This is a genomic window from Sphingopyxis panaciterrulae, assembly GCF_014199295.1.
GTDB lineage: Bacteria > Pseudomonadota > Alphaproteobacteria > Sphingomonadales > Sphingomonadaceae > Sphingopyxis > Sphingopyxis panaciterrulae.
Map to the genome: position 1 here is coordinate 519590 of NZ_JACIJH010000002.1, position 26758 is coordinate 546347.

The window sequence follows — 26758 nt, forward strand, 5'->3', positions numbered from 1 at the left end:
TTGGTGGCGAAAACGTGCGGAAGTTGGCGAAAGTGCCGCGCAGCGTCATCCGCCCTGGGGGTCGAACAGGCTGTCCTGCGTACCGGTGGGAGGTGATATTCCCAAATGTTTCCAAGCACTTGCGTTTAAGCAACGCCCGCGCGCGGTGCGGGCGATCAGGCCGATCTGGAGCAGATAGGGTTCGATCACGTCCTCGATCGTGTCGCGCGGTTCCGAAAGCCCCGCGGCGAGCGTCTCGACCCCCACCGGTCCGCCGCCATAAATGTCTGCGATCATAGTGAGATAGCGCCGATCCATCGCGTCGAGGCCGAGCGCGTCGACCTCCAGCCGGTTGAGCGCCGCGTCGGCAACCTTCGCACCGACCGTTGCCGCCCCCGCGACGGTCGCGAAGTCGCGCACCCGGCGCAGCAGCCGCCCGGCTATGCGCGGCGTTCCGCGCGACCGCTTCGCGATCTCGAGCGCGCCGTCGGACGCGATGGCGAGGCCGAGGAGGCGCGCGGCGCGGCCGATCACCTGCTCGAGCTCGGCATGGGTGTAGAAATTGAGCCGTACCGGAATGCCGAACCGGTCGCGCAGCGGCGTCGTCAGCAGCCCCTGCCGCGTCGTCGCGCCGACGAGGGTGAATTTGGGCAGGTCGATCCGCACCGAGCGCGCCGACGGCCCCTCGCCGATCATGATGTCGAGCGCGCGATCCTCCATCGCCGGATAGAGGATTTCCTCGACTGCGGGTGCGAGCCGGTGAATCTCGTCGATGAACAGCACGTCGCCGTCCTCGAGATTGGTGAGCAGCGCCGCAAGGTCGCCCGCCTTGGCGATGACCGGCCCGCTGGTCGAGCGGAAGCCGACGCCGAGTTCGCGCGCGACGATCTGCGCCAGCGTCGTCTTGCCGAGGCCCGGCGGGCCGAAGAAGAGCACATGGTCGAGCGCGTCGCCCCGCGCCTTCGCCGCCTCGATGAAGATGCGCAGATTCTCGCGCGCCGCCGCCTGCCCGACGAATTCGGCGAGCGACTTGGGCCGCAGCGCGGCGTCGGCGTCCTCGGGGGTGCGGATGGGGGTGGTGATCGAGTCCGTCATTGGGTGCATTCCCGCGGGCCGCTGGGCCATGGACCCTGAAACAAGTTCAGGGTGACGAGAGAGATGGGGCGGCCTCTAGTCATTAATCATAATGCTCGATCCCGTCGCCTGCGATCGAAACCCAAGGTTCCATCCGCTCCTCGTAAACCGAATAATCGGGCACGAAGCCGTGGCCGGGTTCGAAATTGCCGAGCGGGATCGCATAGGCGTCATGATAGGGCCGCGCCCGATACCAGACGCCCGAACCGCAGGTGCCGCAAAAGAAGAAGTCGGCGGTGTTGCCGCTGGCGCCGGTATATTGCCACATCTTCGCTTTTTCTTCGCCATTGATGCGGACCTGCCCGGCGGGGAAACGGACCTGTGCGGCAAAGGCGCTGCCGCTCCGCGCCTTGCACTCGCGGCAATGGCAGACCGACACGCGGATCGGCTCGCCGGTGCAGGTCATGCGAACCTGACCGCAGCGGCAGGAGGCGTGGCGGACGGCCTCGGTCATTTCGCCGCTTTTTTGAGCGCCACCCGAACCAGCGCGTCGAGGCTTGCGCCGGCGCCGAGTTCCTCGCTGGCGGCGGCCACGGCGGTGCTTGCCTCGCCGGGCTTGAAGCCGAGGCCGGTGAGGGCGGCGACGGCGTCGCCGAGCGGGCCCGATGAGGCGGAGGCGGAGGGATTCGAACCCGCGATCCCGCCGAGCGCGCCGGCCTTGTCCTTGAGTTCATGCGTGATGCGCTGCGCGAGCTTCGGGCCGACGCCGTTGGCGCGGGCGATCATCGCGCTGTCGCTGCTCGCGAGCGCGCGTTGCAACTCGCCGATCTCGAGCGCCGACAGGATGGCGAGGGCGACCTTGGTGCCGACGCCCTGGACGCTGGTCAGCAGGCGGAACCAGTCGCGTTCCTCGGCGCGGGCGAAGCCGAGCAGGCGCAGGAAATCCTCGCCGACCAGCATTTCGGTGTGGACGGTGACGTCGCTGCCGACTGCCCCCAATGCGTCGAGCGTGCGCGCCGACGCCTCGACCAGATAGCCGACGCCGCCGACGTCGATCACCGCATGGCCTGCGCCGCTGCTGTCGAGCCGTCCGGTGAGTTTCGCGATCATGGGGCCGTGCGTAGCGCGGCGGGAATGAAAAGGGAACAAGGAAGGGGAAATGTCTCACGCAAAGGCGCAAAGGCGCGAAGTAGGAATAGAAGATATTCTCACACAAAGACACGAAGGGGGCAGTTCTTTGTGCTGGCGTCGGTCTATGACGAAGCCTTCGTTTGAAGGCCGGACGAAGTCCGGCAGGGTATTCCGCCTCGATCGCGTGAAGGCGCGATGTCGCGGTCGAAGCCGGCATCTTTGTGTCTTTGTGTGAGATTTCTTTTTCTTCGCGCCTTCGCGTCTTTGGGTGAGATTTTTCAGACGCGCGGCCGGTGGTTGGCGTGGCAGATCGCCACCGCCAGCGCGTCCGCGGCATCCGCCCCCGCGATCTTCGCGCCGGGGAGCAGGACGCGGAGCATCGCCTGCACCTGTTCCTTGGCGGCGCCGCCGGTGCCGACGATCGCCTTCTTGACGAGGCGGGGGGCATATTCGGCGACCGGCAGCCCGCCGCGCGCGCAGGCGAGCAAAGCGACGCCGCGCGCGTGGGCGAGCTTGAGCGTCGATTGCGGGTTGTCGTTGACGAACACCTCTTCGACCGCGGCCGAGACCGGCGCGTGATCGGCGATGACCGCCGCGAGCACCGTATCGAGATGCGCGAGCCGGTCGGGCAGCGCGGCCTTGGCGTCGGTCTTGACCTGGCCGTTGGCGACGTGGCTGATCCGGCTGCCCTCGACGCGGATCACGCCCCAGCCGGTGCAAGAGAGCGAAGGGTCGAGACCGAGGATGATCATGACCGGAAGCCCCTCCCCTTCAGGGGAGGGGTTGGGGTGGGGGCTGTCGAGGTTGCGCGGGGCCGATGGCCCCCACCCCCGGCCCCTCCCCTGAAGGGGAGGGGGGATAGATTCACCCCAGTTTCTCCATCACCGCATCGGGAATCTCGTAATTGCCCCACACGGTCTGGACGTCGTCGTCGTCGTCGAGCGTGTCGATCAGCTTGAACAGCGTCTGCGCGGTCGCCTCGTCGGCGACCTCGCTCTTCAGCGTCGGCCGCCACGCCAGCTTGACGCCCTCGGCCTCGCCCAGCTTGGCCTCGAGCGCCTTCGCGACCTCGTGCAGGCCATCGACGCTGGTCCAGATGTCATGGCCGTCCTCGGACGATTCGACGTCGTCGGCACCCGCGTCGAGCGCCGCCTCGAACACCGTGTCGGCATCGCCCGCGCCGGCGGGGTAGCTGATGAGGCCGAGCCGGTCGAAACCGTGGCTGACGCTGCCCGAGGTGCCGAGGTTGCCGCCATTCTTGCTGAACGCGGTGCGGACGTTGGTCGCGGTGCGGTTGCGGTTGTCGGTCAGTGCCTCGACGATCAGCGAGACGCCGCCGGGGCCATAGCCCTCGTAGCGGATCTCCTCGTAATTATCGCCTTCGCCGCCCGACGCCTTGTCGATCGCGCGCTGGATATTGTCCTTGGGCATCGACTGCGCCTTGGCCGCGTTGACCGCGGCGCGCAGGCGCGCGTTGGCGTCGGGATCGGGCAGGCCCATCTTCGCCGCGACGGTGATTTCGCGCGCAAGCTTGGAAAAGAGGGCGCTGCGTTTCTTGTCCTGCGCGCCCTTGCGGTGCATGATGTTCTTGAATTTGCTATGGCCGGCCACGGCCTACCTCCATCATTATGGAAAAATGTGGCGCCGCCCTAGGACGGATCGACATTCAGCTCTGGCGGCCTGCAAATGGCGGCTTTCCGCGCTTCCGGTGCTCACGTGCCAAAAGCACGCTGCGCTCCGGGTCGCGAAAACCCGCCATTTTCGGCTCGCCATCCTCTGAATGTCGATCCGCCCTAGCGTGCGGGACTTTTCGAGACAACAGCCGCGTTAGAGCACGACCGCGGTGCCGCTGGCCGACACCATCAGCATCGAGCCGTTCTGGCCGAGCACCTCATAGTCGATATCGACCCCGACGACGGCATTGCCGCCCAGTTTCGCGGCCTCGGCCTCCATCTCGCCCAGCGCTTCCTTGCGGGCGCGGGCGAGGACGTCCTCATATTTGCCCGAGCGCCCGCCGACGATGTCGGTGATGCTGGCGAACAGGTCGCGGAAGATGTTGGCGCCGACGATGACCTCGCCGGTGACGATGCCCAGATAGTCGCGGACCGGGCGGCCCTCGACGGCGTTGGTGGTGGTGCTGAACATGACGGGCCTTCCTCTTATGGCTGGGTGGGGCCGCATATAGCCCGGAATGCGCCGGGGACGCTATGCGCCGACGTGCGGTTCGGGTGCCGGCTTGATCGGGGGCAGGCGCAGCTCGATCTCGCCCTTGCTCATCTCGACCGCGTGCGGATAGGGGATGTCGATGCCTTCGCGGTCGAAGGCTTCCTTGACCCGGTGCAGCATGTCGGCGCGATACTGGAAATAATCGGCGATGCCGACCCAGGCGCGCGCCGAGAGATTGACCGAATATTCGCCGAGTTCGTCGACGCCGATCCATGGCGGCGGCTCGCTCGCGGTGCGCGGGTCGGCGGTCAGGATAGCGCGGATCACCGCGACCGCCTGGTCGATGTCGTCGTCATAGCCGATGCCGAAGACGATGATGCAGCGGCGCACCCCGTCGCGCGAGAAATTGACGATGGGGTTGGAGACTGCCTGGCTGTTGGGCACATGGACATGCTTGTCGTCGAGCGTCTGGAGCTGGGTGAAGAAGAGGTCGAGGTCGGTGACCTCGCCCTCCAGCCCGTTGATCTCGACGAAATCGCCGATGCGATAGGGGCGCATGAAGGCGATGATGATGCCCGAGGCGACATTGCCGAGCGCGCCCTGCAGCGCGAGGCCGATCGCGAGCGCGCCGGCGCCGAGCGCGGCGACGAGGCTGGCCGTCTGGACCCCGAATTTCTGGAGCACCGCGATGACCACGAAGGCGATGATCGCGTAGCGGACGACGAGCGCGAAGAAGCTGCCCAGCGTCTCGTCGATGCGCGGATGCCTGGCCGCCTGGCGCCGCACCGCGTTCGAGATGAAGAAGGCCAGCCACAGGCCGACCGCGAGGATGCCCGCGGCATAGAGGATGCGCAGGCCCCATACGACCGCGGTGCCGGCAAGCGCCGGGTTGACGTCGGGGGTGAGGTCGAAGCTCATGGGATGAACCTCTCCTTTCGTCGCTGTGATGTCGGATGGGGCCTACCCTGCCCCAGGCGGCGGGGCTTGGCAACCGCGGCCCTATTCGAGTCCGAGCGCCGACTTATAGACGTCGAGAATCGCTTCCATCTCCTTGCGGTCGTGGACCGGCATCTTCCTGAGGCGCACGATCTGACGCATGATCTTGGGGTCGTAACCCTGCGATTTGGATTCGTTATAGACGTCGCGGATATCGTCGCTGATACCCTTTTTCTCTTCCTCCAGCCGCTCGATGCGCTCGATGAAAAGGCGCAATTGTTCGTCGGCAGTGGTGGCTTCGCTCATGTGTGACTCCGCTGGATGGGGGTGATGGGTCGGCGAGAATCGCCTCGGCGACGCCCTAGCGGGGTCGGGGATTCTTGGCCATGCTTTCTTCCATCCGCGCGAGCTGTTCGGGGGTCGCGGCGACGTGAAACCGCGCTTTCCATTCGGCGGTGGGCATGCCGTGGACGATCGCGCGGGCCGCCTCCTTGTCGAGGCCGCCCGCCTCCGCGATCCAGTCCCCCAGGCAGTTGCGGCAGAATCCGGCCAGACCCATCAGGTCGATGTTGGCGGCGTCGTGGCGGTGCTGCAGCAGGCGGACGAGGCGGCGGAAGGCGGCTGCGGCGACGGCATCGTCGAGGGTGTCGAGCGCGTCGGCTCCGGTCGGCTGATCGTCGCTGCAGGACATCGGCTTTTTCCTTCCTCCATGAATAGCTATACGGCAATTGTCTTGGCGCGACGGGCGCGCCATGCCAAGCCCACGGTGAAGGCAGACAGGCAAGCGGAGCAATCGTGGTTCAGAGTTTCACCCCCCGCGGGCGCAAGGTGCGTATCCTGGCGACCCTTGGTCCAGCGAGCGCGAATCCCGCGATGATCGCGGCGCTGCACCGTGCCGGCGCCGACGCCTTTCGCGTCAACATGAGCCACGGCGACCACGCCGGCCATGCGCAGGCGATCGCCGCGATCCGCGCGCTGGAAAAGGAGACCGGCCGTCCGACGACGATCCTCGTCGACCTGCAGGGGCCGAAGCTGCGCGTCGGCACCTTCAAGGCGGGGCCGGCCGAACTGGTCAGGGGCAAGCGCTTCGTCCTCGATTCGGACAAGGCGCCGGGCGACGCGACCCGCGTCCACCTGCCGCACCCCGAATTGTTCGCGGCGCTCGAGCCGGGCACGCGGCTGCTGATCGACGACGGCAAGCTGGTGCTGCGCGTGAAGAAGGTCGAGCCCGGCCGCATCGAGACGCTGGTCGAGGTCGGCGGGCGGATTTCGGATCGCAAGGGGGTCAATGTCCCCGACGTCGTCGTCCCGCTTGCCGCGCTGACCGAGAAGGACCGCAAGGACCTGGCCTTCGCGCTCGACCAGCATGTCGACTGGATCGCGCTGTCCTTCGTCCAGCGGCCCGAGGACGTCGCCGAGGCGCGGCGGCTGATCGGCGGCAAGGCGGCGCTGCTCGTCAAGTTCGAGAAGCCGTCGGGCGTCGCGCGGCTGGAGGAGATATTGGAGATCGCCGATGCCGCGATGGTCGCGCGCGGCGATCTGGGGGTCGAACTGCCGCCGGAGGCGGTGCCGCCGCTCCAGAAACGCATCGTCGCGACCGCGCGGCGGATGGGCAAGCCGGTCGTCGTCGCGACCCAGATGCTCGAATCGATGATCGTCTCGCCGTCGCCGACGCGCGCCGAGGTGTCCGACGTCGCGACCGCCATCTATGACGGCGCCGACGCGATCATGCTCTCGGCCGAGACCGCGGCGGGCGCCTGGCCGGTCGAGGCGGTGACGATGATGGATTCGATCGCGCGCTCGGTCGAAAGCGATCCCGACTATTACCGCCGCCTCCATTTCACCGAGACCTTTCCCGACGCGACGACCGCCGACGCGCTGGCCGAGGCGGCGGGGAGCATCATCGACACGATCGGCGCCGACGCGATCATCTGCTTCACCGCCTCGGGCTCGACCGCGCGGCGCGTCGCGCGCGAGCGGCCCGGCGCGCCGCTGCTCGTCCTGACCCCGAAGCGCGACGCGGCGCGGCGCATGGGCCTCCTGTGGGGCGCGCATGCGGTGCCGACCAAGGATATCGGCAGCTTCGAGGAGATGATCGCCAAGGGCAAGCGCATGGCGCTGCGCCACGGCATCGGGCAGGCCGGCGCGAAGCTGGTGATGATGGCCGGCGTCCCCTTCGGCACCCCGGGGTCTACCAACGTGCTGCACGTCGCGACGCTGACCGGCGACGAGCTGAAGGGATATGGATGATGTGACGGCAGAACGGGGAAGCCCGGCGCGGCTTTTCCGTTCGGGGATGCCGCGCCCCGTCCGAATCTCCCGTCTATGCTTCGGGAGGTCGATACGGTAATGCGTTGGTCCCCGCAGCGGTGAGAGAAGGGTGCCCGTTCGCATATGTTGAGGAATTTGTTTTCGAAAGGTGCGGGCGCCACCGAGACCGAAGCCGAGCCAAGTTCCGAAGGGCCTGCGGCGAGCGAATCCCGCGCCTATACCGTCGGCTGGCTGCTCAATGTCGAAGGCGCCAGCGTCATCTGGGACACGCCGCGGCCGGTGCGGATCGAGTCGCAGAGCAAGGACCCCCGATCGGTCGGGCAATGCCCGTCCGTGCTGGACTTCGACCGCCGCCACTTCGTGATCAATTGCCCCATCGACGTGCACCTGCGGCTCAACCTGACGGGCGGGGGGATGGAAATCACGAATGTGCTCGCAGAAAAGAGCCCGATTCGTGCCGAGGCGCTGCAACGGTGGATCGTGTTCCAGCCGCGGCACGAATGGCGCCACCCGCAGCGCCCCGTGCTGCAGATGCTGACGTCTTATGTTTTCGTTTCGGACGACCCGGTCTACGTCAACCAATATCCGCCCCTGTTCCATTATACGCCCGACCGGCCGGGCATTCAGATCAGCGGCCGCTTTCCGATCGATATCTGGCCGCGCCCGTTGCAGTGGGCGTTCGAGTGGCACGACACGGCGAAGGACCTGATCCTGCGGCGCGGCGAACCGCTTTTCTATGTGCGGTTCGACGGCCCTGATCCGGCGGCGCCGACGCGGCTGATCGAGGCGAAGAAGACGCCCGAGCTCGAAAGCTATATGGCGTCGATTTCGGGCGTTACCGAAATCGTCGGGCAGACCTATTCGCTGTTCAAGACGGCCCGCGAGCGCCGTCCGGCGCGGCTCCTCTACCCCAAGGAGTGAACGATCCCGCTTCGTCTGCACGATGATGGTCGAATCAAGAGGAATTTGCATTGAAATATGTCGAGGTTGTCGAATGGTCGGCGAAGGACGGCGGCGTTCGCTTCACCGTGAAGGATGAGGATCAGGCGCTTCACAGCTTTGAGGTAGGCGCCGAATGTTCCGCGGTCCTGGCAGGCGCGCTGGTCGCCGAATTCGAAAAGCGCGACGGGCCGGACCGCGAAGCGCAGTTGCTCCGCCCGGTCGGGATGCAGACCGGGAAGACGGCGCAGGATGAGCCGATGCTGTTCATGACGCTTCGCGGCGGGGCCGAACTGCCCTTCGTTTTCAAGCGCGAAAGCCTGGACGTCCTGATATCCGAGCTCCAGAAGCTCAAAGAGCTTATCGAACCCGGAGCGCAGATCCACTGGCGTTAACCGGCGCCCTTCGTCATTGCGACCCCGGGCTTCGCCGGGGTCGTAATGACGCCTCTGGGATGCGGGGGAGGCGCGATCATCTTTGCGAACGGACTCCGACCCGATTCAAAACGGGACAAGAGTTAGCGGGCGATTCAGGAAATTTGCATTTTGGCCGTTTCGGGCGCCGCGAAGTTGGTAAATTGACTTTGCACCATCGGCGGGGCGCGGCATAGTCGGGGACAACCCAAGCGTCGGGGGGCGCCCAAGCCGTCCGCCGCCGAGCCCTGGAGGAAGCCGCACCCGTGTCCGCGCCGTTTCGTTTTCCGCGCTTCTTCGTGACCAGCCCCGCGCCCTGCCCCTATATTGCGGGCAAGACCGAGCGGAAGGTGTTCACCGAGCTTAGCGGCAACAATGCGAACGAACTCAACGACGCGCTGGGGCGGATCGGATTCCGCCGCAGCCAGTCGGTCGCCTATCGGCCGAGCTGCGCCGATTGTTCGGCCTGCGTGTCGGTGCGCGTGCGCGCCGGCGAATTCGCCCCCAGCCAGTCGCAGAAGCGCAACCGGCGCCGCAACCGCGACCTTGTCGTCACCGCCTGCAAGCCGTGGGCGACCGACGAGCAATATCAGCTTCTGCGCGCCTATCTGCTCTCGCGCCACCCCGACGGCGGCATGGCCGACATGGACGAGCAGGATTTCGCCGACATGGTCGAGCAGACCCCGGTCGACAGCTATATGATCGAATATCGCGAGCCGACGAGCGACGGCGGCCGCGGCCGCCTCGTCGGCTGCTGCCTGACCGATCGGCAGGGCGACGGGCTGTCGATGATCTACAGCTTCTTCGACGCGCAGCATCCCGCGCGCGAAGGGCTGGGCACCACGATCATCCTCGACCATATCGAGCGCGCCGCGCGCGCCGGACTGCCTTATGTCTATCTCGGTTACTGGATCGAAGGGTCGACCCGCATGGCCTATAAGGCGCGCTTCCGCCCGCTCGAACGGCTCGGCCCCGACGGCTGGTCGCGCTTCGAACCGGTGGCGTCGGACAAGATCGCGGCGCTGTTCGAACTGGCCTGAGAGGGCGGCGGCGATCTTCGGCGGCGGGCCGGCTTGAATTTCCGGTTTCTTTCTTCCTTCGCCATGCTGAACTTGTTTCAGCATCCATGGCGTGGTTTCTCTATTTCCCGCCCCGTTTCCTTCGAGGGCAGGCCATGGACCCTGAAACAAGTTGGCGCTTATCGCTTTCGCATCCGTCATCCCGTCATTGCGAGCGGAGCGAAGCAATCCAGAGTGCGCGCAAACCGCTCTGGATTGCTTCGCTCCGCTCGCAATGACGAAGTAAGGAGGCTTACGGATGCCAAGGGTATAATTGCCAAACAAGTTCAGGGTGACGAAAAAAAGAGGCGCGAACCGACCTCCACCTCTGTATCCGTCACCGGTTGACCTCTTCCCGCTTTCGGGGGCATAGCTCCGTGTCCAGGGCATAAGTCCGGGTCGCATCCGAAATTGGTCGCCAAGGGGCTGGCGAGGGGGAGGGGTGCTCGTGCGTGCCTGTGTCTGTGTGATGGGTGTCTGCATGATCGGCGTCAGCGCCATCGGAGCCGCCGCGTGAGCGGGCTGGTGCGGGTCGCGATCATCGGCTCGGGCCCGGCGGGGCTCAGCGCCGCGGCGCGGGCCGCGCAGCTCGGGCTCAGCCATGTGCTGCTCGAAAAGACCGACCATCTGTCCGACACCATCTTCAAATATCAGAAGGGCAAGCGCGTGCTCGCGACGCCCGAACGGCTCGACCTGCGCTCCGACTGCCGCTTCGGCGAGGCGGCGCGCGAGACGATCCTTGCCGACTGGGACGCCGATGCGGCGGCCAGCAAGGTCGAAGTCGTCTATAATGCCGAGGTGGTCGAAGTAACGGGCGCGAAAGGCGCGTTCGAGATCAGGACCGCGAAGGGCGACACGATCGCCGCCGAGGCGATCGTGCTCGCCATCGGCACCCAGGGCAATCCCAACCGGCTGCGCTGCCCCGGCAACGACCTGCCGCACATCATCTATCAGGTCGACGACCCGGAGGATTTCAAGGACAGGCATATCACCGTCGTCGGGTCGGGCGACGCGGGGATCGAGAATGCGCTGGGCGTCGCCGAGGAGGCGCTGGAGAATCGCGTCACCATCCTCAACCGATCGAAGGAGTTCGCGCGCGCCAAGGCGAAGAATGTCGCCGACCTGACGGAGGCGGGCGAGAATGGCACGATCGACATCCGCACCGAGACGCAGCCCAAGCTGGTCGAGGAGGGCTGGCTGACGCTGGAAACCCCCGACGGCGATGAGCGCATTGCCTGCGACACCATCGTTGCGCGGCTGGGGTCGGTGGCGCCGCGCGCCTTTGTCGAGGCGATGGGCATCGAATTCACCGGCCCCGACCGCGAGGCCTTTCCCAAGCTGTCGCCGACCTTCGAGACCAGCGTGCCCGGCCTGTATGTCATCGGCGCGCTCGCGGGCTATCCGCTCATCAAGCATTGCATGAACCAGGGCTATGACGTCGTCGAGTTCATCAACGGCAACACGGCGCTGACCCCCGCCGACGAAAAGGATCTGGCGGCGATCTTCGCCGGCCTGCCGCAAGAGAAATCGGTCAGCGAATGGCTCGATTTCCTGCGCGCGCGCGTCCGCATCTTCGCCGACGTGTCGCCGTTGCAGATGCGCGAGTTCATGCTCGATTCGACCGTCGGTTTCTACCGGCAGGGCGAGGTGGTGTTCGAGAAGGGCGATCCGGGATCGTCGCTGTTCGCCATCGCCGAGGGCCATGCCGAGGTCGAGGTCGCGCCCGGCGTCACGGTGCCGATCGAGGAAGGCTCGATCTTCGGCGAGGTCGGACTGATTTCGGGGCGCAAGCGCGGCGCGACGATCCGCGCCGGCGCCGACAGCATCTTCGTCGAGGTGTCGCGCACGGCGGCGCTCAAGCTGATGGCGGCGGTGCCGGGGGCGAAGCGCGCGATCGACCGCATATCGCTCGAACGGCAATTGCTCCAGATCTTCAAGGGCGGGCTGACGGTGGAGGATCTGGCGCCCGTGGTCGAGGGGGCCGAGGTGGTGCGCGTCCCCGCGGGCAAGGTCGTGCTGACCGAGGGCGACGAGGGCGACGATGTCTATGTCATCCGGTCGGGCTCGATGGTGGTCGAGAAGGATATCGGCGGCAAGCCGATCTTTCTGCGCTATCTGCCCGCGGGCAGCTATTTCGGCGAGATGGCGGTGCTGAGCGGCGAGAAGCGCAACGCGACGGTCAAGGCGGCGGTCGGCAGCGAGGTCATCAAGCTGACCGGCGCGGGTTTCAAGGCGATGCTGGCGGCGCGGCCGCAGGTGCGCGAGGCGACCGAGGCCGCGGTTGCTGAGCGCGCGGCGATGAACGGCTTCATCGAATCGCGCAAGGCGAGCTATGCGAGCGCGGTCGACCTCTATTCCGACACCGCGAGCTTCATCATGAAGGAGGGGCTGGGCGAGGCGACCGACGCGCTGCTGATCGACGAGAATCTGTGCGTCGGCTGCGACAATTGCGAAAAGGCGTGCGCCGACAGCCATGAGGGGCTGTCGCGGCTCGACCGCGAGGCGGGCAAGACCTTCGCGCATCTGCACGTGCCGACGAGTTGCCGCCACTGCGAACATCCGCACTGCATGGCCGACTGCCCGCCCAACGTCATCCACCGCGGCCCCGACGGCGAGGTGTTCATGGAGCCGGGCTGCATCGGCTGCGGCAACTGCATGCGCAACTGCCCCTATGGCGTGATCCGCATGGAGGCGACGCCGCCGCCCAAGCCGGGCCTCTTGAGCTGGCTTCTGCTGGGCCGGGGGCCGGGGCCGGGCGAACCGTCGCCCAAATGGACCAAGAAGCGGCTGGGCGAAGAGAAGCCCAAGAAGATCGCGGTCAAATGCGACATGTGCAAGGGGATCGCCGGCGGCCCCGCCTGCGTGCGCGCCTGCCCGACCGGCGCCGCGATCCGCGTGTCGCCCGAGGAATTCCTGTCGATCGCCCGGCTCGAGGAGGATGCGGGCTGATGGCGAGCCTCTTCTCCGGAAAGATATTGCGCCGCCGGGCGCGCGCGACCCAGACCGAGCGGGTGCGCGAGCGGCGCCACGAAGGCTTCCTGCGCTATGCGGGCTTTCGCTGGGCCAAGATTTCGGGTGGGCTCTGCCTGCTCGTCATCGTTAGCTATGCGCTGATCGACGTCCAGCCGCGGCCCAATGGCGGAAGCTGGTACGGCTATACGCTCGGCACCGTCGGAGCGCTGCTGATCCTGTGGCTCACCGCATTGGGCTATCGCAAGCGGCGGATGACGCGCGATTACTGGTCGCTGAAGGCGTGGACCTCGGCGCATGTCTATCTGGGGCTGAGCCTGATCGTCATCGGGACGTGGCACACCGGATTCCAGCTCGGCTGGAATGTGCATACGCTGGCGTGGGCGCTGATGATGCTCGTGATCCTGTCGGGCCTTTACGGCGTGATCGTCTATGCGACGCTGCCGGCCGCGCTGTCGAACAATCGCGACCAGATGACGCAGATGCAGATGCTCGAGGCGATCCGTGCCTTCGACCGCCAGCTTCATGCCGCCGCGCAGCCGCTGGGCGCCGCCGACACCGCGCCGGTGCTCGCGGCGCTGGAGGAGGACCCGTTCGCGGGCGGCATCCGGGCGCGGCTGACCGGGCGCTATCCGCGCTGCGCGACCGCCGCCGCGCAGCGTGCACTGGCCGCCGCGACCGGCGGCGAGGCCGAGGCGCGGGCGAAGGTGGTCGCGCTGCTGACGCAGAAGCAAGCGGCGCTGGCGCGGCTGCGCGCGCACCTGCGGCTGCGCGCGCTGCTCGAGGTGTGGCTCTATGTGCATGTGCCGCTGACCTTCGCGCTGATCGCGGCGCTGTCGGCGCATGTCATCAGCGTCTTCTTCTATTGGTAGGGCGGGGACGATGAGCTTCATCCTGCGCCGCATCGCGACGACCAAGACGGGCAAGCAGATCGTCCGCGACCAGCCGCTGGACGGCGACACGATCACGCTGGGGCGCGACAGCGGCAATGCGATCCACGTCGCCGACCTGGCGGTCAATCCGCAGCATGCGACGATCGCCAGCGCCGACGGCCGCCACGTCCGCGTGACCGCGCAGGCGGGGCTGGGCTTCGACCTCAACGGCCGGACGCTCGACGTCGCCGACATCGACAGCGCGGCGGGCGCCGAGCTGCGCTTCGGCGGCCACCGCCTGACGATCGCGCGCGAGGGCGAGGATATCGTGCTGCTCGTCGAGCGCATCGACGAACTGTCGCAATCGTCGAAGGACGTCGACGAGACGCGCGCCTTCTCGCTCGCCGGGGTGCTGCCCGGCAAGCGCGTCGGTGCATGGACCTTCGCGCTGCTGATGCTGCTCGCCTTTCTGGTCGGGCCGATCTGGGCGTGGCACAGCTATCGCGGGGTCGACGAGCGGCCACAGGGCTTTCATGCCGACCAGGCGTGGCTGTCGGGGCCGCTGTCGAGCGCGCACGCCAATCTGAAGGGCGATTGCCAGTCGTGCCATGTCGAGCCCTTCGTCGCGGTGACCGACAGGGCGTGCGTCGGCTGCCACACCGGCGAGCACAAGGCGATGAGCCAGGCGCATGCGGATGCGCCGCCCGCGATGCTGCTCGCCGCGCGCGCGCCGCCCGGCGTCGGCGGGCGGGTGCTCGCGGGCTTTGCCCACGCCTTCAACAAGCCGCCGGGGCGCTGCGTCGATTGCCATAGCGAGCATGAGGGCGCCGGGCCGATGCCCGCGACGCCGCAGAAATTCTGCGCCGACTGCCACGACGGCATGGCGGCGCGGCTGAAGGCGGCGGGTTTCAAGGCGACGGTCGCCGACGCCGCCGATTTCGGCACCGGCCACCCCGAGTTCCGCCCGCTCGTCCGCGCCGCGCCGGGCGCGAAGCCGGGGCGCGCGGCGCTCGGCCAGGGGGCGGTCGCCGATTATGGCGGGCTGAAATTCCCGCACGACCTCCACCTGCAGGCGAACGGCGGGGTCGCGCGGATGGCGGCGAGCTTCCGCGGCCGTTATGACTTCGGCAAAAAGCTCGAATGCGCAAACTGCCACCGGCCCGAGGCGGACGGGGTACGGATCGCGCCGGTCGAGATGGAGCGCGACTGCGCGATGTGCCACAGCCTGGCCTTCGAGAGCGTCGGCGGCGTCACCCGCACCTTGCGCCACGGCGAGCCCGATCAGGTCGTCGCCGACCTTTATGCCTATTACCGCTCGACCCCCCCGGCGCGGCCGCTGCAACTCGGCGGCATGGAGCGGCGGCGCCCCGGCGGCTATGCCGAGGGGCAGGTCTACAACATCTATTTCCGCGAACGCGCGGCGCGGCCGGCGCGCGCCGCCGACGCGGTGCGCGCGGTCTTTTCCAAGGGCGGCGCCTGCTACGACTGCCACACCGTCGTGCCGCCGGCGGCGGGCCAGGGCTGGCAGGTCGAGGCAGTGCATCAGACGCCGCGTTTCCTGGGCAAGGGCTGGTTCGACCATGACGCGCACAAGGAAACGGCCTGTGCCGACTGCCACACCACGGCACCGCGCTCGAAGCAGGCGAGCGACCTGCTCGTCCCCGGCCTGTCGCAATGCCGCGACTGCCATGTCGGCGAGAGCGGCGCGCGGCTGGCCAAGGTCGAGACGGCGACCGCGTCGCCTTGCGCCATGTGCCACGAATATCACGGCGATGGCGGCAAGCCGTGGGTGCCGGCGCGGCAGCGGCGCAAGCCTGTGATCGCGATCACGGGCGCACAGACCCGCGCGCTTTATTCCGTGGCTTGGCGCGCGCCGGGCGCCGGGGGCGGATGATGATTCGGGCGACCGGGGGGCCGGCGCGGAGCAGGGGACGGAGATGCTGATCGCGCAGATCACCGACATCCATATCGGCTTCGATCCGGACAATCCGGCCGAATATAACCGCAAGCGCCTCGACGACGTCCTCGACCTGCTGATCGAGGGGCCGAACCGCCCCGACCTGCTGCTGGCCACCGGCGACATCACCGACCGCGGCGACCCCGACAGCTATCGCCGGCTGGAAACCGCCTTTTCGCGTTGCCCCTTTCCGGTGTGGCCGAGCGTCGGCAATCACGACCTGCGCGACAATTTTCATGCCCATTTCCCCGGCTTCGACGACGGCGACGGCTTCGTTCAATATGCGATCGAACTGCCCGAACTGCGCCTCGTCACCATCGACACGCTGGAGGAAGGGCGCCACGGCGGCGCCTTCTGCGCCGCCCGCGCCGCCTGGCTCGACGCCGAACTGGCGAAGGACGCGGCCAAGCCCACCTATATCGTCATGCACCATCCGCCGGTCGAAAGCGGCATCGAATGGATGAACACCCATCCCGACGAGCCGTGGGTCCATCGCTTTACCGAGGTGGTGCGCCGGCACGATCAGGTGCGCGGGCTGATCTGCGGCCACCTGCACCGCGCGGTCACCGTCGCGTGGGAGGGGCGCACCATCGCCATCTGTTCCTCGACCGCGCCGCAGGTCTCGCTCGACCTGCGCCCGATCGACGCGGACGCCCCCGACGACCGCCCGATGATCGTCGCCGAGGATCCTGCCTATGCGCTCCACCGCTGGAACGGACGCGAGCTGGTCAGCTTCTACGATCATGCCGGCGCCCACACGATGCTTGCCAAATATGACGCGCGGTTGCAGCCGCTGGTGCGCGAGCTGAAGGCCGAGCGGCCGGTTTAGGGGAGAGGTGACGGGAGGCCTTGCAAAGGCCGTTGGTTGCGCCATTTGCGAACTCGAGGCGTCATCTCCTTCGTCACCCTGAACTTGTTTCAGGGGCCATGGCCTGCCCTTGAACGCAGCGCAGCGTCGAAGGAGATGCCGGGCCATGGATGCTGAAACAAGTTCAGCATGACGAAGGAAGAGGCCGGTGCTCCAACCCGAAGGGTCTGCGCCTTTGCGACGAGGCTCAGCCTTCTTGCCCCCCGCTCGGCCCGAAACGCGCGACCAGGTCATAGGCGTCGCCGGGGAAGATCTGGCGCACATGGGTGACCCCCTCGGCGCGGCGCCAGGTGCGGCGCTCGACGCAGAGGCAGGCGGTACCCGGCGCGACCTGAAGCAGGCGAGCGACGGCGGGGGATGCCGCAAGCGCCGAAATGCGCGTCTCCGCCTCGGTCCAGGGGATATGGCGGAGCAGCCATGTTCCCGGCGGGGTGTCGTCGGACCCGGCATCGGCGATGTCCGGAACGGCGGCGAGGCTGACGAGGCGATATTCGACCGCCAACGGAATGTTGTCGGCCAGATGCAGTCCGTCGAGCTGGATGAGTCGCCCCGCGCCGGCGAGCTGCGTCTCGGCTGCGTTTCCCGTTTCGGGGTCGCGGATGCGGCGTTCGAGGGGGACATAGGCGTAATGCTGGCCGCGCTCGCGGATCTGGGCCGCGAGGTCGGGCACGTCGAGGATCATCGAATGGACACGCGGCCGCGCGACGAAGGTGCCCGCGCGCTTGCGCCGGTCGATCAGCCCCGCGGCGGCCAGCGCCGACAGCGCCTTGCTGACCGTCATGCGCGCGCAGCCATATTGCGCCATCAGCGCCTGCTCGGTCGGCAGGCGGTCGCCGGGCGCCAGCTCGCCGGCGAGGATGCGCGCCTCGAAATCGGCGCGGATGCGCTCGTGGAGCGGCCCGCTCATGCGAGCAGCCGCGCGAGGGTGGCGGCGTAGCGCGCGGCGACGGCCTCGCGCGCGCGGTGCCGTCCGGCCGCGACCAGCCTGTCGCCGCGCCGCCACACGCCATCGACCGCGCCGCGCCCGGCCGCGAAGACGAAGGCGTCGAGCAACAGGTCGCCATCCCGGCCCGCGAGCGAGGGATGGTCGCGGTCTAGGCTGACGATATCGGCGGACGCGCCGACCGTGAGGCCGGCGGGGGCGCCGAGCGCGGCGCCGCCCCCCTCGACCGCGGCGGCGTAGAGGTCGGTCCCGGTCGAGCGGCCCTCGCCGCGCGCGAGCAGGTTGCGGCCGCGCCGCGCGAGGCGCTGGCCATATTCGAGCAGGCGCAGTTCCCCGGCGGCGTCGATCCGCACATTGGAATCGCTGCCGACCCCGTAGCGCCCGCCTGCCGCGACGAACGCCTCTGCCGGGAACAGGCCGTCGCCGAGATTGGCCTCGGTGATCGGACAGAGGCCGGCGACCGCGCCGCTTTGGGCCATCGCGGCGGTTTCGCCGGCGGTCATGTGGGTCGCGTGGACGAGGCACCAGCGCGCGTCGACCGCGGCATGGTCGAGCAGCCATTCGACCGGCCGCGCGCCGCTCCATGCAAGGCAATCCTCGACCTCCTTCATCTGCTCGGCGATGTGGATATGGACCGGGCGGCCCTCGGCGAGGGGCGCGAGCGCCGCCAGTTGCCCGGCCGACACCGCGCGCAGGCTGTGCGGGGCGACGCCGACGACCGCGTCGGGCAGGTGCGCCGCCGCCGCGTCGGCACCGGCGAGCAGGCGCGCATAACCGTCGAGGTCGTGGACGAAACGCGCCTGCGCTGGCGTCGGCGGCTGCGCACCGAATCCGGCGTGGGCGTAGAGGACGGGGAGCAGGGTCAGCGCGATGCCGCTTTCGGCCGCGGCGTCGACGATCGCGGCGCTGGTTTCGGCGGGATCGGCATAGGGCGCGCCGCCCGGCGCATGGTGCAGATAGTGGAATTCGCCGACGCGGGTGAAGCCGCTTTCGAGCATCTCGACATAGGCGAGCGCTGCGACGGCGCGGATGTCGTCGGGGGTCATCCGATCGAGAAAGCGGTACATGGTCTCGCGCCACGTCCAGAAGCTGTCGCCCGCCGGTCCGCGCCGCTCGGCGAGTCCGGCCATGCCGCGCTGGAAGGCGTGGCTGTGGAGGTTGGGAAGACCGGGCAGCGCGCAACCGTGGCGCGCGTCGCCGGGGGCGGGCGCGGCGCCGGTTTCGACGGCGGCGATCCTTCCCGCGGCGATGGTCAGGCGCACGCCGCGCGCCCAGCCCGAGGGCAGCAGCGCGTCGTCGAAGAAGAGATGATGTTCGGTCGCCTGTTCGCCAGCCATGATCCGCCTCCGTCTCCGCCTTCTCTCTTCTCGCGTCATGCTGAACTTGTTTCAGCATCCATGGCCCGGTCTTGCTGCAAACGCCGCGTAAGCCGAGAGGGCAGACCATGGATGCTGAAACAAGTTCAGCATGACGAAGGCGGGAAGGGTGGCGCCTTTCGTCTGCGTCATCCCTACCGCCTGCATTTATGTCTATACATTATTGTGCGATTGGTGCAATCTCGCGGCATCAGGACAGAATGAGTCAGGGATCGAGGCGATCATGCGCTGTGACAGGCTGTGGACCGATGCGCGGCTGGCGACGATGGCGGGCGACGGGCTCGGCATCGTCGAGCGGGGTGTGGTCGCGGCGAAGGGCGGCGCGATCCTCTATGCCGGCGCGGCCGCCGACGCGCCGGCGTTCGAGGCCGATGCGGTAACCCGCTGCGACGGGCGCTGGATCACGCCTGGCCTGATCGACTGCCACACCCATCTGGTCCACGCCGGCAATCGCGCCCGCGAATTCGAGATGCGGCTCGAGGGCGCCTCCTATGAAGAGATCGCCCGCGCCGGGGGCGGCATCGTCTCGACCATGCGCGCGACGCGGGCGGCGAGCGAGGCGGAACTGGTCGCCACCGCGCTGCCGCGCCTCGACGCGCTGCTCGCCGAAGGCGTGACGACGGTCGAGATCAAGTCGGGCTATGGGCTCGATACCGACAGCGAGATCCGCATGTTGCGCGCCGCGCGGCGGCTCGGCGAGGTGCGCGACGTGCGGGTTTCGACGACCTTCCTCGGCGCGCACGCGCTGCCGCCCGATTATGAAGGCGACGCCGACGCCTATATCGCCCATGTCGTGGACGCGATGCTGCCCGAGGTCGCGCGGCTCGGCCTCGCCGACGCGGTGGATGCTTTTTGCGAAACCATCGGCTTCACCGCCGCGCAGACCGGGCGGTTGTTCGAGGCCGCGACCCGTGCCGGGCTGCCGGTGAAGCTCCACGCCGAGCAATTGTCGAACCAGCATGGCGCCGCGCTCGCCGCGCGCTTCGGGGCGCTGTCGGCCGATCACCTCGAATATCTGGATCAGGCGGGCGTCGCGGCGATGGCGAAGGCGGGCACGGTCGCGACTTTGCTGCCCGGCGCCTTTTATTTCGTGCGCGAAACGCGCCTGCCGCCGGTCGCGGCGCTGCGCGCGGCGGGTGTCCCCATCGCGCTCGCGACCGACTGCAACCCCGGCACCTCGCCGCTGACTTCGCCGCTGCTGGTGATGAACATGGGCGCGACCTTGTTCCGCCTGACCGTCGCCGAATGCCTGCGCGGCGTCACGCGCAACGCGGCCGCGGCGCTGGGGCTCGGCGACCGCATCGGGACGCTCGAAGCCGGCAAGGCCTGCGACCTTGCGATCTGGGACGTCGAGCATCCCGCCGAGCTCGTCTATCTTATGGGGCTGAACCCGCTCCATGCCCGCATATGGAGTGGCCGATGACCGATATCCTCCTCGTTCCCGGCGCCGTTTCGCTGGCCGACTGGCGCGCCATCCACCGCGGCGCCGCGGTGCGGCTCGACCCGGCGGCGGCGTCGCGCATCGCCGAAAGCGCCGCGGCGGTCGGCCGCATCCTCGCGCATGGCGACCCGGTCTATGGCATCAACACCGGTTTCGGAAAGCTGGCGAGCGTGCGGATCGACGCGGCCGACCTGGCGACCCTTCAGCGCAATATCGTGCTCAGTCACGCGGCGGGGACCGGGGCGCCGTCGCCGGCGCCGGTGGTGCGGCTGATGATGGCGCTCAAGCTCGTCAGCCTCGCGCAGGGCGCCTCGGGGGTGCGACCCGAAACGGTGGCGTTGCTCGAAGCGATGCTGGGACAAGGGCTGACCCCCGTGGTGCCGTCGCAGGGCTCGGTGGGGGCGAGCGGCGACCTCGCCCCGCTCGCGCATATGGCGGCGGCGATGATCGGGGTCGGCGAGATCGAGCTGGCGGGCGAACGGCTGCCCGCCGCCGAGGCGCTCGCGCGCGCCGGTCTGGCACCGCTGGACCTGGCCGCGAAGGAAGGGCTGGCGCTGCTCAACGGCACGCAATTTTCGACCGCCAATGCGCTCGCCGGTCTCTTCGCGGCCGAAACGCTGTTCGCCGCCGCGCTCGTCACCGGCGCGCTGTCGACCGAGGCGGCCAAGGGGTCGGACACCCCCTTCGACCCGCGCATCCACGACCTGCGCCGCCATCGCGGGCAGATCGAGGTCGCGGCGGCGCTGCGCGCGCTGATGGCGGGATCGGCGATCCGCGCCAGTCACCGCGACGGCGACCCGCGCGTGCAGGACCCCTATTGCCTGCGCTGCCAGCCACAGGTCATGGGCGCCGCGCTCGACCTGCTGCGCCAGGCCGCGACGACGCTGGCGGTCGAGGCGAACGGCGTGTCCGACAATCCGCTGATCTTCCCGGATGCCGATGAGGCCCTGTCGGGCGGCAATTTCCATGCCGAGCCGGTCGCCTTCGCCGCCGACATGATCGCGCTGGCGCTGTGCGAGATCGGCTCGATCGCCGAGCGGCGGATCGCAATGCTGGTCGACCCGGCGCTGTCGGGACTGCCCGCCTTCCTGACCCCGCAGCCGGGGCTGAATTCGGGCTTCATGATCCCGCAGGTCACGGCCGCGGCGCTGGTCAGCGAGAACAAGCAGCGCGCCTATCCGGCGAGCGTTGATTCGATCCCAACCTCGGCCAATCAGGAGGATCATGTGTCGATGGCGGCGCACGGCGCGCGGCGGCTGCTTGCGATGGCGGAGAATGCGAGCGCGGTGATCGGCATCGAGCTGCTCGCGGCGGCGCAGGGGTGCGATTTCCATGCCGGGCTGGCTTCGTCGGGCGCGCTGGAGGCCGTGCGCGGCCGGCTGCGCGCGGCGGTGCCGATGCTCGACCACGACCGGCATTTCCACCCGGACATGGAGGCGGCGACCGCGCTGGTGCGCGGCGGCGCGGTGGCGGAGGCGGCGGGGCTGGCGCTGCCGGGGATCGCCTGATGGACTGGCTGCGCGTCCATCGCGGCGAGGCGCCGCTGGTCGTCGCCGTTCCGCACGGCGGCATCGGGCTGGCCGGATTGGAGGACGCCTTCGTCTCGCCGTGGCGGGCGCGGCTCGACACCGACTGGTGGGTGGAGGATCTTTATGCCTTCGTCCGCGATCTCGGCGCGACGACGGTGGCGACCGGCATCTCGCGCAGCGTCATCGACATGAACCGCGACCCGTCGGGCGCCTCGCTCTATCCGGGGCAGGCGACGACCGAATTGTGCCCCACGACGACCTTCGACGGCGACCCGCTCTATCGGGGCGCCGCGCCCGATGCGGGCGAGATCGCGCGGCGCAAGCGGGCGTTCTTCGAGCCCTATCACAGGGCGCTGGCCGCCGAGGTCGCGCGGCTGCGCGCCCTCCATGGCCGCGTCCTGCTCTACGACGCCCATTCGATCCGCAGCCACGTCCCGCGCCTGTTCGACGGTGAATTACGACAATTCAACATCGGCACCAACGGCGGCACGACCTGCGCGCCCGAGTTGGAAGCCGCGGTTGCCGCGATCTGCACCGCGAGCGGACAGAGCCATGTCGTCAACGGCCGCTTCAAGGGCGGCTGGACGACGCGCCATTACGGCCGCCCCGAAAGCGGCGTCCACGCGATCCAGATGGAGTTGGCGATGCGCGGCTATATGACCGAGCCGGCGATGCTCGACGAGGGCAACTGGCCGCCCCCCCTCGACAGCGCGCCCGCGATCCTGCCGGTGTTGCGGCAGGTGATCGCCGCCGTGCTCGACTTTGCGAAAGGATGACCATGACCCGTCTCGACAACAGCCGCGTGATCAAGGCGCCGACCGGCACCGAGTTGAACGCCAAAAGCTGGCTGACCGAAGCGCCGCTGCGGATGCTGATGAACAACCTCCACCCCGACGTCGCCGAGCGGCCCGAGGAACTGGTCGTCTATGGCGGCATCGGCCGCGCAGCGCGCGACTGGGAGAGTTTCGACCGCATCGTCGCGGCGCTGAAGCGGCTCGAGGACGATCAGACCCTGCTCGTCCAGTCGGGCAAGCCGGTCGGCGTGTTTCGCACCCACGCCGACGCGCCGCGCGTGCTGATCGCCAACAGCAACCTCGTGCCGCACTGGGCGACGTGGGAGCATTTCAACGAACTCGATCGGCGCGGGCTCGCCATGTACGGGCAGATGACCGCCGGATCGTGGATCTATATCGGCACGCAGGGTATCGTGCAGGGCACATACGAGACGTTCGTCGAGATGGGGCGCCAGCATCATGGCGGCGACCTGTCGGGCAAATGGCTGCTGACCGCCGGGCTGGGCGGCATGGGCGGCGCGCAGCCGCTCGCGGCGGTGATGGCCGGCGCCTCGTGCCTCGCGGTCGAATGCCAGCCGAGCCGGATCGAGATGCGCCTGCGCACCGGCTATCTCGACGTCGCCGCGCAGTCGATCGAGGAAGCGATGGCGGTGATCGACCAGAGCTGCGCCGAGAGGAAGCCGGTATCGGTCGGCCTGCTCGGCAACGCCGCCGAAATCCTTCCCGAACTCCATCGCCGCGGCGTCCGCCCCGACCTGCTGACCGATCAGACGAGCGCGCACGATCCGGTGAACGGCTATCTGCCGATCGGCTGGAGCGTCGCCGACTGGGTCGAACGGCGCGAAAGCGATCCCGAGAGCGTCGCGAAGGCCGCCAAGGCGTCGATGGCCGTGCATGTCCGCGCGATGCTCGATTTCCAGGCGGCGGGGGTGCCGACGACCGATTACGGCAACAACATCCGCCAGATGGCGAAGGACGAGGGGGTCGAAAATGCGTTCGACTTTCCCGGATTCGTCCCTGCCTATATCCGCCCGCTCTTCTGCCGCGGCATCGGGCCGTTCCGCTGGGCGGCGCTGTCGGGCGATCCCGAGGATATCTACCGGACCGACGCCAAAGTGAAGGAACTGCTGCCCGACGACGCGCATCTTCACCACTGGCTCGATATGGCGCGCGAGAAGATCCATTTTCAGGGCCTGCCCGCGCGCATCTGCTGGGTCGGGCTCGGCGACCGCCACCGGCTCGGCCTCGCGTTCAACGACATGGTCGCGTCGGGGGAACTGAAGGCGCCCGTCGTCATCGGCCGCGACCATCTCGATTCGGGCTCGGTCGCCTCGCCCAACCGCGAGACCGAGGCGATGAAGGACGGCAGCGACGCGGTCAGCGACTGGCCGCTCCTCAACGCGCTGCTCAACACCGCGAGCGGCGCGACCTGGGTCTCGCTCCATCATGGCGGCGGGGTCGGCATGGGCTATTCGCAGCATGCGGGCATGGTGATCGTCGCCGACGGCACCCCCGAAGCCGCCGCGCGGCTCGAACGCGTGCTGTGGAACGATCCGGCGACCGGCGTGATGCGCCACGCAGACGCCGGATACGACATCGCGATCGCCTGCGCGCGCGACAAGGGGCTCGACCTGCCCGGCCTTGCCTGATCCCGCTTGCGGCGGCGGGAACCCTTTGCCCGCCGCCGCGCTATCAGGGACGATGGAACTCAACGCGCCGACGCTGATCCACTGGATCGACTTCGACCTTGTGTCGCGGCTCGGGGCCGCGGCCGTGCTCGGACTGCTGCTCGGCCTCGACCGCGAAATCCGCGGCCATGCGGCGGGGCTGCGCACCCATGGGCTGATCTGCTTCTCGGCCGCCGCGATGACGGTGTCGGTGATCGCCCTCTATATGCAGATCGGCGGCCAGCGGTCGGACGTGCTGCGCATCTATGAGGCGGCGGGCGCCTTCATCGGCATCATCGGCGCCGGGCTGATCGTGTTCAGCCGGGGCGAGGTGCATAATCTGACCACCGCCGCGCATCTGTGGCTCGCCGCGGTGATCGGCATCGCCTGCGGCGCCGCGCAATGGCCGCTGGTGTTGATCGGCGGCCTCGTCAGCCTGGTCATGCTGACGCTGCTGCGCATCGCCGAACGCCGATGGGAGGACAAGGATGACGAAGCGGAGGACGCGGCGCGGCCGTGACCGCCGACCCCCTCACTATTCCGCTTGCCGCCCCCGCGCGCGGGGCATATCATAGGACTACTGCGATGCGGGGGGAATGCGCACCACGGATGCGCCTTTATATTACCGCACGCACGGGTCGCGCGCCGATCACGGACGTCAGCTCGGGGTTTCCATCCACGGCATCGAGCACCGCGCGATATCCATCCGTACACCCATTGTCGTTCAATAGTTTTTCGAAGCCAGCACCGATCCGTCGAGCGCGTCGGTGACGGTCACCTGCCGGAATTTCGCGCGGATCGCCGACTGGTCGCTATTTTTGAAGAAGCTGGAGCCGGCCGGCGCGAAGGTCACGGCGACGATCACTTTTCGCTCCGGATTGCGCTGGGCCAGCGCCGCGGCGGCATCGCGCGTCAGCGTGATCGCGGGCAGCAGTTCGCGTGACTTATAATCCACCAACCCGGCCACGCCCTCGTCGGCGTCTCCAAAGACCACCCACCATTGCGACATGCGATTGAACTTGTAGATTTTCGATCCGTCCGTCGACGCGCATTGCGGCGTGGCGAGCGATGCCTGGAAATGGTTGATGGCCTGTCGCGTCCCGTCTCTCCACAATTCGACGACCGCGCCGTCATAATAGGGCGCGCGGGTTTCGAGGTCCTGCGGTTTCAGCGTCGTCGCAACCCCCGGCATCTGGAGCTGAAAACTGCCATCAGCGGCGTTCCATTGGCCGAGTTTGGCGGTGAAATAGAGGGTCATGTCGCGCGGCTGTGTCGCCGCCCAGGCCTTGAGTTCGTTGCGGGCTTGGGTGAGCGCGGCCTTGCCGCGCTCGCGATCGCCGAACTCACCGGCCAGATCCTCGCTCATCTGGATGCCACGCTCGCAGGAGCGGATGGCGGTGTACCACACCCAGATGGGTTCGAATGCCTCCGTGACCAGCGTATCATTGGCCACAGCCCAGAGGATGAAAGGGGTGATGGCGACCATGCGTTGCTGGAACTTGCGTTCGCTGTCGGCATCCATGGGCTTGCCGCCAAGACCATGGACGTTCCGGTCCCAGTCGGCCGGCATCCAGCTTGGCGGCATCACCAACTCGTCCGCCGGCACCGCAGCCCGCGAAGCCGATGCCGTCTGCGATGGCGCGGTCTTCGTTTCGCCGCCTTCGGGCGCCGGCGAGCCGCCGCCGCAACCCGCCAGCACCAGAGCCAGCGACATCGCGCCGGTGCGCATCCCTATCCGTGTCATACCAATCTCCGCCCCAATGCGATCGAGATCGGCCTTGTGTCATGCGGGACGGCGCCGCGTCTTCACGCGCTTATCAAGGATTTCTAAAGCCTTGGGACAGCGCCCGATCCAGGGCGCCGGCGCAAGGGAATCAGTCCTTCTGCCGGTCGCGCGCGCGACCGAACCCCTCGCGCGCCATGCAGCGCGCCAGCCAGTCGCGCGTCGCCGGGCCCAGCACGTCTTCCGCGCCCAGCGTGGTCGCCAGAAAGGCCGCATAGCCGATCGCGATATCGGCGATGGTGAAACGCCCCGCGACCAGCCAGTCGCGCCCGTCGGCGAGCGCCGCCTCGATGCTCCTGGCGCGGCCGGCGAAGAAGGCGCGATAATCCTCTACCGCCTGCGCGAGCCGCCGTTCCTCGCGCTCGACGCGTGTGTAGCGGATCATGATCGCGAGGGGAAAGGTCAGCGTTGCGTCGCTGCGATGCAGCCAGTTGCGCCAGGTCCAGTAATCGCGCTCGTCGCGGCGCAGCTCGAGCGGCGTTCCCGCGGCGATGCGTGTCAAACGGCGTTCAAAAGGGACCCCCGATCGGCGTCGAAGAGGGACCCCCTTTTCGGATAATATGATGCTGGTTTGTTGAAGATGGCCTTGCG

General features: G+C 68.2%; 27 protein-coding genes. 14 read left to right on the top strand and 13 right to left on the bottom strand.

Annotation, left to right across the window (positions count from 1 at the left end):
- Positions 1 to 45: 45 nt before the first annotated feature.
- From ruvB to FHR21_RS06490, 9 genes are all read right to left on the bottom strand, one after another.
- Entirely contained in the window at positions 46 to 1074 is a 1029-nt protein-coding gene (gene ruvB, locus FHR21_RS06450; RefSeq protein ID WP_184096391.1) for a Holliday junction branch migration DNA helicase RuvB, read from the bottom strand.
- A gap of 82 nt (positions 1075 to 1156) precedes the next feature.
- The gene (locus tag FHR21_RS06455; protein WP_184096393.1) at positions 1157 to 1567 is read right to left on the bottom strand and encodes a GFA family protein; all 411 of its coding nucleotides are present in this window, start codon (positions 1565 to 1567) and stop codon (positions 1157 to 1159) included.
- On the bottom strand, positions 1564 to 2163 hold the full coding sequence (ruvA, locus tag FHR21_RS06460; protein WP_184096395.1) for a Holliday junction branch migration protein RuvA: 600 nt from the start codon (positions 2161 to 2163) through the stop codon (positions 1564 to 1566). Before ruvA ends, FHR21_RS06455 begins: the two co-directional genes overlap by 4 nt.
- Before the next feature lie 299 nt (positions 2164 to 2462).
- A complete protein-coding gene (ruvC, locus tag FHR21_RS06465) occupies positions 2463 to 2936 on the bottom strand; it encodes a crossover junction endodeoxyribonuclease RuvC (RefSeq protein ID WP_184096397.1) in 474 nt (157 codons plus the stop codon).
- 112 nt (positions 2937 to 3048) lie between these two features.
- Positions 3049 to 3795 (bottom strand): YebC/PmpR family DNA-binding transcriptional regulator, encoded by a 747-nt coding sequence (locus tag FHR21_RS06470; RefSeq protein ID WP_184096399.1) that lies wholly within the window; start codon positions 3793 to 3795, stop codon positions 3049 to 3051.
- Positions 3796 to 4011: 216 nt separating this feature from the next.
- The gene (locus tag FHR21_RS06475) at positions 4012 to 4329 is read right to left on the bottom strand and encodes a YbjQ family protein (RefSeq protein ID WP_184096401.1); all 318 of its coding nucleotides are present in this window, start codon (positions 4327 to 4329) and stop codon (positions 4012 to 4014) included.
- A gap of 60 nt (positions 4330 to 4389) precedes the next feature.
- Complete coding sequence (locus FHR21_RS06480) at positions 4390 to 5268, bottom strand: mechanosensitive ion channel family protein (RefSeq protein WP_184096403.1); 879 nt, start codon at positions 5266 to 5268, stop codon at positions 4390 to 4392.
- A gap of 81 nt (positions 5269 to 5349) precedes the next feature.
- Positions 5350 to 5592, bottom strand: coding sequence for a DUF2312 domain-containing protein (locus tag FHR21_RS06485; protein ID WP_184096405.1), 243 nt, complete (start codon positions 5590 to 5592; stop codon positions 5350 to 5352).
- Positions 5593 to 5647: 55 nt separating this feature from the next.
- On the bottom strand, positions 5648 to 5977 hold the full coding sequence (locus FHR21_RS06490) for a DUF1244 domain-containing protein (RefSeq protein WP_184096407.1): 330 nt from the start codon (positions 5975 to 5977) through the stop codon (positions 5648 to 5650).
- 104 nt (positions 5978 to 6081) lie between these two features.
- Between FHR21_RS06490 and pyk the strand changes: the two genes are divergently transcribed.
- The 9 genes from pyk (at position 6082) to FHR21_RS06535 (ending at position 16595) form a co-directional block, all read left to right on the top strand.
- A complete protein-coding gene (gene pyk / locus FHR21_RS06495) occupies positions 6082 to 7536 on the top strand; it encodes a pyruvate kinase (protein ID WP_184096409.1) in 1455 nt (484 codons plus the stop codon).
- A 156-nt stretch (positions 7537 to 7692) separates the two neighbouring features.
- Complete coding sequence (locus tag FHR21_RS06500) at positions 7693 to 8478, top strand: hypothetical protein (protein ID WP_184096411.1); 786 nt, start codon at positions 7693 to 7695, stop codon at positions 8476 to 8478.
- Positions 8479 to 8528: 50 nt separating this feature from the next.
- Positions 8529 to 8891: a hypothetical protein gene (locus FHR21_RS06505; protein WP_184096413.1), complete on the top strand. Its 363-nt coding sequence runs from the start codon at positions 8529 to 8531 to the stop codon at positions 8889 to 8891.
- Between the two features lie 284 nt (positions 8892 to 9175).
- Entirely contained in the window at positions 9176 to 9949 is a 774-nt protein-coding gene (locus FHR21_RS06510; protein WP_184096415.1) for an arginyltransferase, read from the top strand.
- A gap of 63 nt (positions 9950 to 10012) precedes the next feature.
- The gene (locus tag FHR21_RS06515; protein WP_184096417.1) at positions 10013 to 10315 is read left to right on the top strand and encodes a hypothetical protein; all 303 of its coding nucleotides are present in this window, start codon (positions 10013 to 10015) and stop codon (positions 10313 to 10315) included.
- A 165-nt stretch (positions 10316 to 10480) separates the two neighbouring features.
- Positions 10481 to 12916, top strand: coding sequence for an FAD-dependent oxidoreductase (locus tag FHR21_RS06520; RefSeq protein ID WP_184096419.1), 2436 nt, complete (start codon positions 10481 to 10483; stop codon positions 12914 to 12916).
- Positions 12916 to 13809, top strand: a complete 894-nt coding sequence (locus FHR21_RS06525) for a hypothetical protein (protein ID WP_246427080.1) — start codon at positions 12916 to 12918, stop codon at positions 13807 to 13809. The genes FHR21_RS06520 and FHR21_RS06525 overlap by 1 nt, the downstream gene beginning before the upstream one ends.
- A gap of 10 nt (positions 13810 to 13819) precedes the next feature.
- Positions 13820 to 15703 carry a cytochrome c3 family protein gene (locus tag FHR21_RS06530; RefSeq protein WP_184096421.1) on the top strand — a complete coding sequence of 628 codons (1884 nt, stop codon included), beginning with the start codon at positions 13820 to 13822 and terminating at the stop codon, positions 15701 to 15703.
- Positions 15704 to 15746: 43 nt separating this feature from the next.
- A complete protein-coding gene (locus tag FHR21_RS06535) occupies positions 15747 to 16595 on the top strand; it encodes a metallophosphoesterase (protein ID WP_184096423.1) in 849 nt (282 codons plus the stop codon).
- Between the two features lie 226 nt (positions 16596 to 16821).
- Here FHR21_RS06535 and hutC read toward each other — a convergent pair whose 3' ends face one another.
- Together hutC and FHR21_RS06545 are read right to left on the bottom strand one after the other, a co-directional pair.
- Positions 16822 to 17541 carry a histidine utilization repressor gene (gene hutC / locus FHR21_RS06540; RefSeq protein WP_184096425.1) on the bottom strand — a complete coding sequence of 240 codons (720 nt, stop codon included), beginning with the start codon at positions 17539 to 17541 and terminating at the stop codon, positions 16822 to 16824.
- Positions 17538 to 18914, bottom strand: coding sequence for a formimidoylglutamate deiminase (locus tag FHR21_RS06545; RefSeq protein ID WP_184096427.1), 1377 nt, complete (start codon positions 18912 to 18914; stop codon positions 17538 to 17540). Before FHR21_RS06545 ends, hutC begins: the two co-directional genes overlap by 4 nt.
- A 262-nt stretch (positions 18915 to 19176) precedes the next feature.
- On the opposite strand from FHR21_RS06545, the gene hutI reads away from it, so the two are divergent.
- Genes hutI through FHR21_RS06570 form a run of 5 tightly spaced genes read left to right on the top strand, consistent with a single transcriptional unit; the run spans position 19177 to position 24904 of the window.
- Positions 19177 to 20376: an imidazolonepropionase gene (gene hutI, locus FHR21_RS06550; protein ID WP_184096429.1), complete on the top strand. Its 1200-nt coding sequence runs from the start codon at positions 19177 to 19179 to the stop codon at positions 20374 to 20376.
- Positions 20373 to 21902, top strand: coding sequence for a histidine ammonia-lyase (gene hutH / locus FHR21_RS06555; protein WP_184096431.1), 1530 nt, complete (start codon positions 20373 to 20375; stop codon positions 21900 to 21902). Before hutI ends, hutH begins: the two co-directional genes overlap by 4 nt.
- Positions 21902 to 22699 carry an N-formylglutamate deformylase gene (hutG, locus tag FHR21_RS06560; RefSeq protein WP_184096433.1) on the top strand — a complete coding sequence of 266 codons (798 nt, stop codon included), beginning with the start codon at positions 21902 to 21904 and terminating at the stop codon, positions 22697 to 22699. The genes hutH and hutG overlap by 1 nt, the downstream gene beginning before the upstream one ends.
- Positions 22700 to 22701: 2 nt before the next feature.
- A complete protein-coding gene (hutU, locus tag FHR21_RS06565) occupies positions 22702 to 24366 on the top strand; it encodes a urocanate hydratase (RefSeq protein ID WP_184096435.1) in 1665 nt (554 codons plus the stop codon).
- A 52-nt stretch (positions 24367 to 24418) separates the two neighbouring features.
- Positions 24419 to 24904, top strand: coding sequence for an MgtC/SapB family protein (locus FHR21_RS06570; RefSeq protein WP_184096437.1), 486 nt, complete (start codon positions 24419 to 24421; stop codon positions 24902 to 24904).
- A gap of 204 nt (positions 24905 to 25108) precedes the next feature.
- Here FHR21_RS06570 and FHR21_RS06575 read toward each other — a convergent pair whose 3' ends face one another.
- Positions 25109 to 26128, bottom strand: a complete 1020-nt coding sequence (locus FHR21_RS06575) for a hypothetical protein (RefSeq protein ID WP_184096439.1) — start codon at positions 26126 to 26128, stop codon at positions 25109 to 25111.
- A gap of 130 nt (positions 26129 to 26258) precedes the next feature.
- Complete coding sequence (locus FHR21_RS06580) at positions 26259 to 26669, bottom strand: glutathione S-transferase family protein (protein WP_246427081.1); 411 nt, start codon at positions 26667 to 26669, stop codon at positions 26259 to 26261.
- Between the last annotated feature and the right edge of the window lie 89 nt (positions 26670 to 26758).

What these genes read in the sequence shown, in the direction of transcription:
- FHR21_RS06570 (WP_184096437.1), top strand. Translation starts at nt 24,419, where the DNA reads ATGGAACTCAACGCGCCGACGCTGATCCACTGGATCGACTTCGACCTT.
- FHR21_RS06575 (WP_184096439.1), bottom strand. Translation starts at nt 26,128, where the DNA reads ATGACACGGATAGGGATGCGCACCGGCGCGATGTCGCTGGCTCTGGTG.
- FHR21_RS06485 (WP_184096405.1), bottom strand. Translation starts at nt 5,592, where the DNA reads ATGAGCGAAGCCACCACTGCCGACGAACAATTGCGCCTTTTCATCGAG.
- FHR21_RS06530 (WP_184096421.1), top strand. Translation starts at nt 13,820, where the DNA reads ATGAGCTTCATCCTGCGCCGCATCGCGACGACCAAGACGGGCAAGCAG.
- FHR21_RS06515 (WP_184096417.1), top strand. Translation starts at nt 10,013, where the DNA reads ATGCTGAACTTGTTTCAGCATCCATGGCGTGGTTTCTCTATTTCCCGC.
- hutI (WP_184096429.1), top strand. Translation starts at nt 19,177, where the DNA reads ATGCGCTGTGACAGGCTGTGGACCGATGCGCGGCTGGCGACGATGGCG.
- FHR21_RS06480 (WP_184096403.1), bottom strand. Translation starts at nt 5,268, where the DNA reads ATGAGCTTCGACCTCACCCCCGACGTCAACCCGGCGCTTGCCGGCACC.
- FHR21_RS06545 (WP_184096427.1), bottom strand. Translation starts at nt 18,914, where the DNA reads ATGGCTGGCGAACAGGCGACCGAACATCATCTCTTCTTCGACGACGCG.
- FHR21_RS06490 (WP_184096407.1), bottom strand. Translation starts at nt 5,977, where the DNA reads ATGTCCTGCAGCGACGATCAGCCGACCGGAGCCGACGCGCTCGACACC.
- FHR21_RS06475 (WP_184096401.1), bottom strand. Translation starts at nt 4,329, where the DNA reads ATGTTCAGCACCACCACCAACGCCGTCGAGGGCCGCCCGGTCCGCGAC.
- hutG (WP_184096433.1), top strand. Translation starts at nt 21,902, where the DNA reads ATGGACTGGCTGCGCGTCCATCGCGGCGAGGCGCCGCTGGTCGTCGCC.
- FHR21_RS06535 (WP_184096423.1), top strand. Translation starts at nt 15,747, where the DNA reads ATGCTGATCGCGCAGATCACCGACATCCATATCGGCTTCGATCCGGAC.
- hutH (WP_184096431.1), top strand. Translation starts at nt 20,373, where the DNA reads ATGACCGATATCCTCCTCGTTCCCGGCGCCGTTTCGCTGGCCGACTGG.
- hutU (WP_184096435.1), top strand. Translation starts at nt 22,702, where the DNA reads ATGACCCGTCTCGACAACAGCCGCGTGATCAAGGCGCCGACCGGCACC.
- ruvB (WP_184096391.1), bottom strand. Translation starts at nt 1,074, where the DNA reads ATGACGGACTCGATCACCACCCCCATCCGCACCCCCGAGGACGCCGAC.
- FHR21_RS06455 (WP_184096393.1), bottom strand. Translation starts at nt 1,567, where the DNA reads ATGACCGAGGCCGTCCGCCACGCCTCCTGCCGCTGCGGTCAGGTTCGC.
- ruvA (WP_184096395.1), bottom strand. Translation starts at nt 2,163, where the DNA reads ATGATCGCGAAACTCACCGGACGGCTCGACAGCAGCGGCGCAGGCCAT.
- FHR21_RS06525 (WP_246427080.1), top strand. Translation starts at nt 12,916, where the DNA reads ATGGCGAGCCTCTTCTCCGGAAAGATATTGCGCCGCCGGGCGCGCGCG.
- ruvC (WP_184096397.1), bottom strand. Translation starts at nt 2,936, where the DNA reads ATGATCATCCTCGGTCTCGACCCTTCGCTCTCTTGCACCGGCTGGGGC.
- hutC (WP_184096425.1), bottom strand. Translation starts at nt 17,541, where the DNA reads ATGAGCGGGCCGCTCCACGAGCGCATCCGCGCCGATTTCGAGGCGCGC.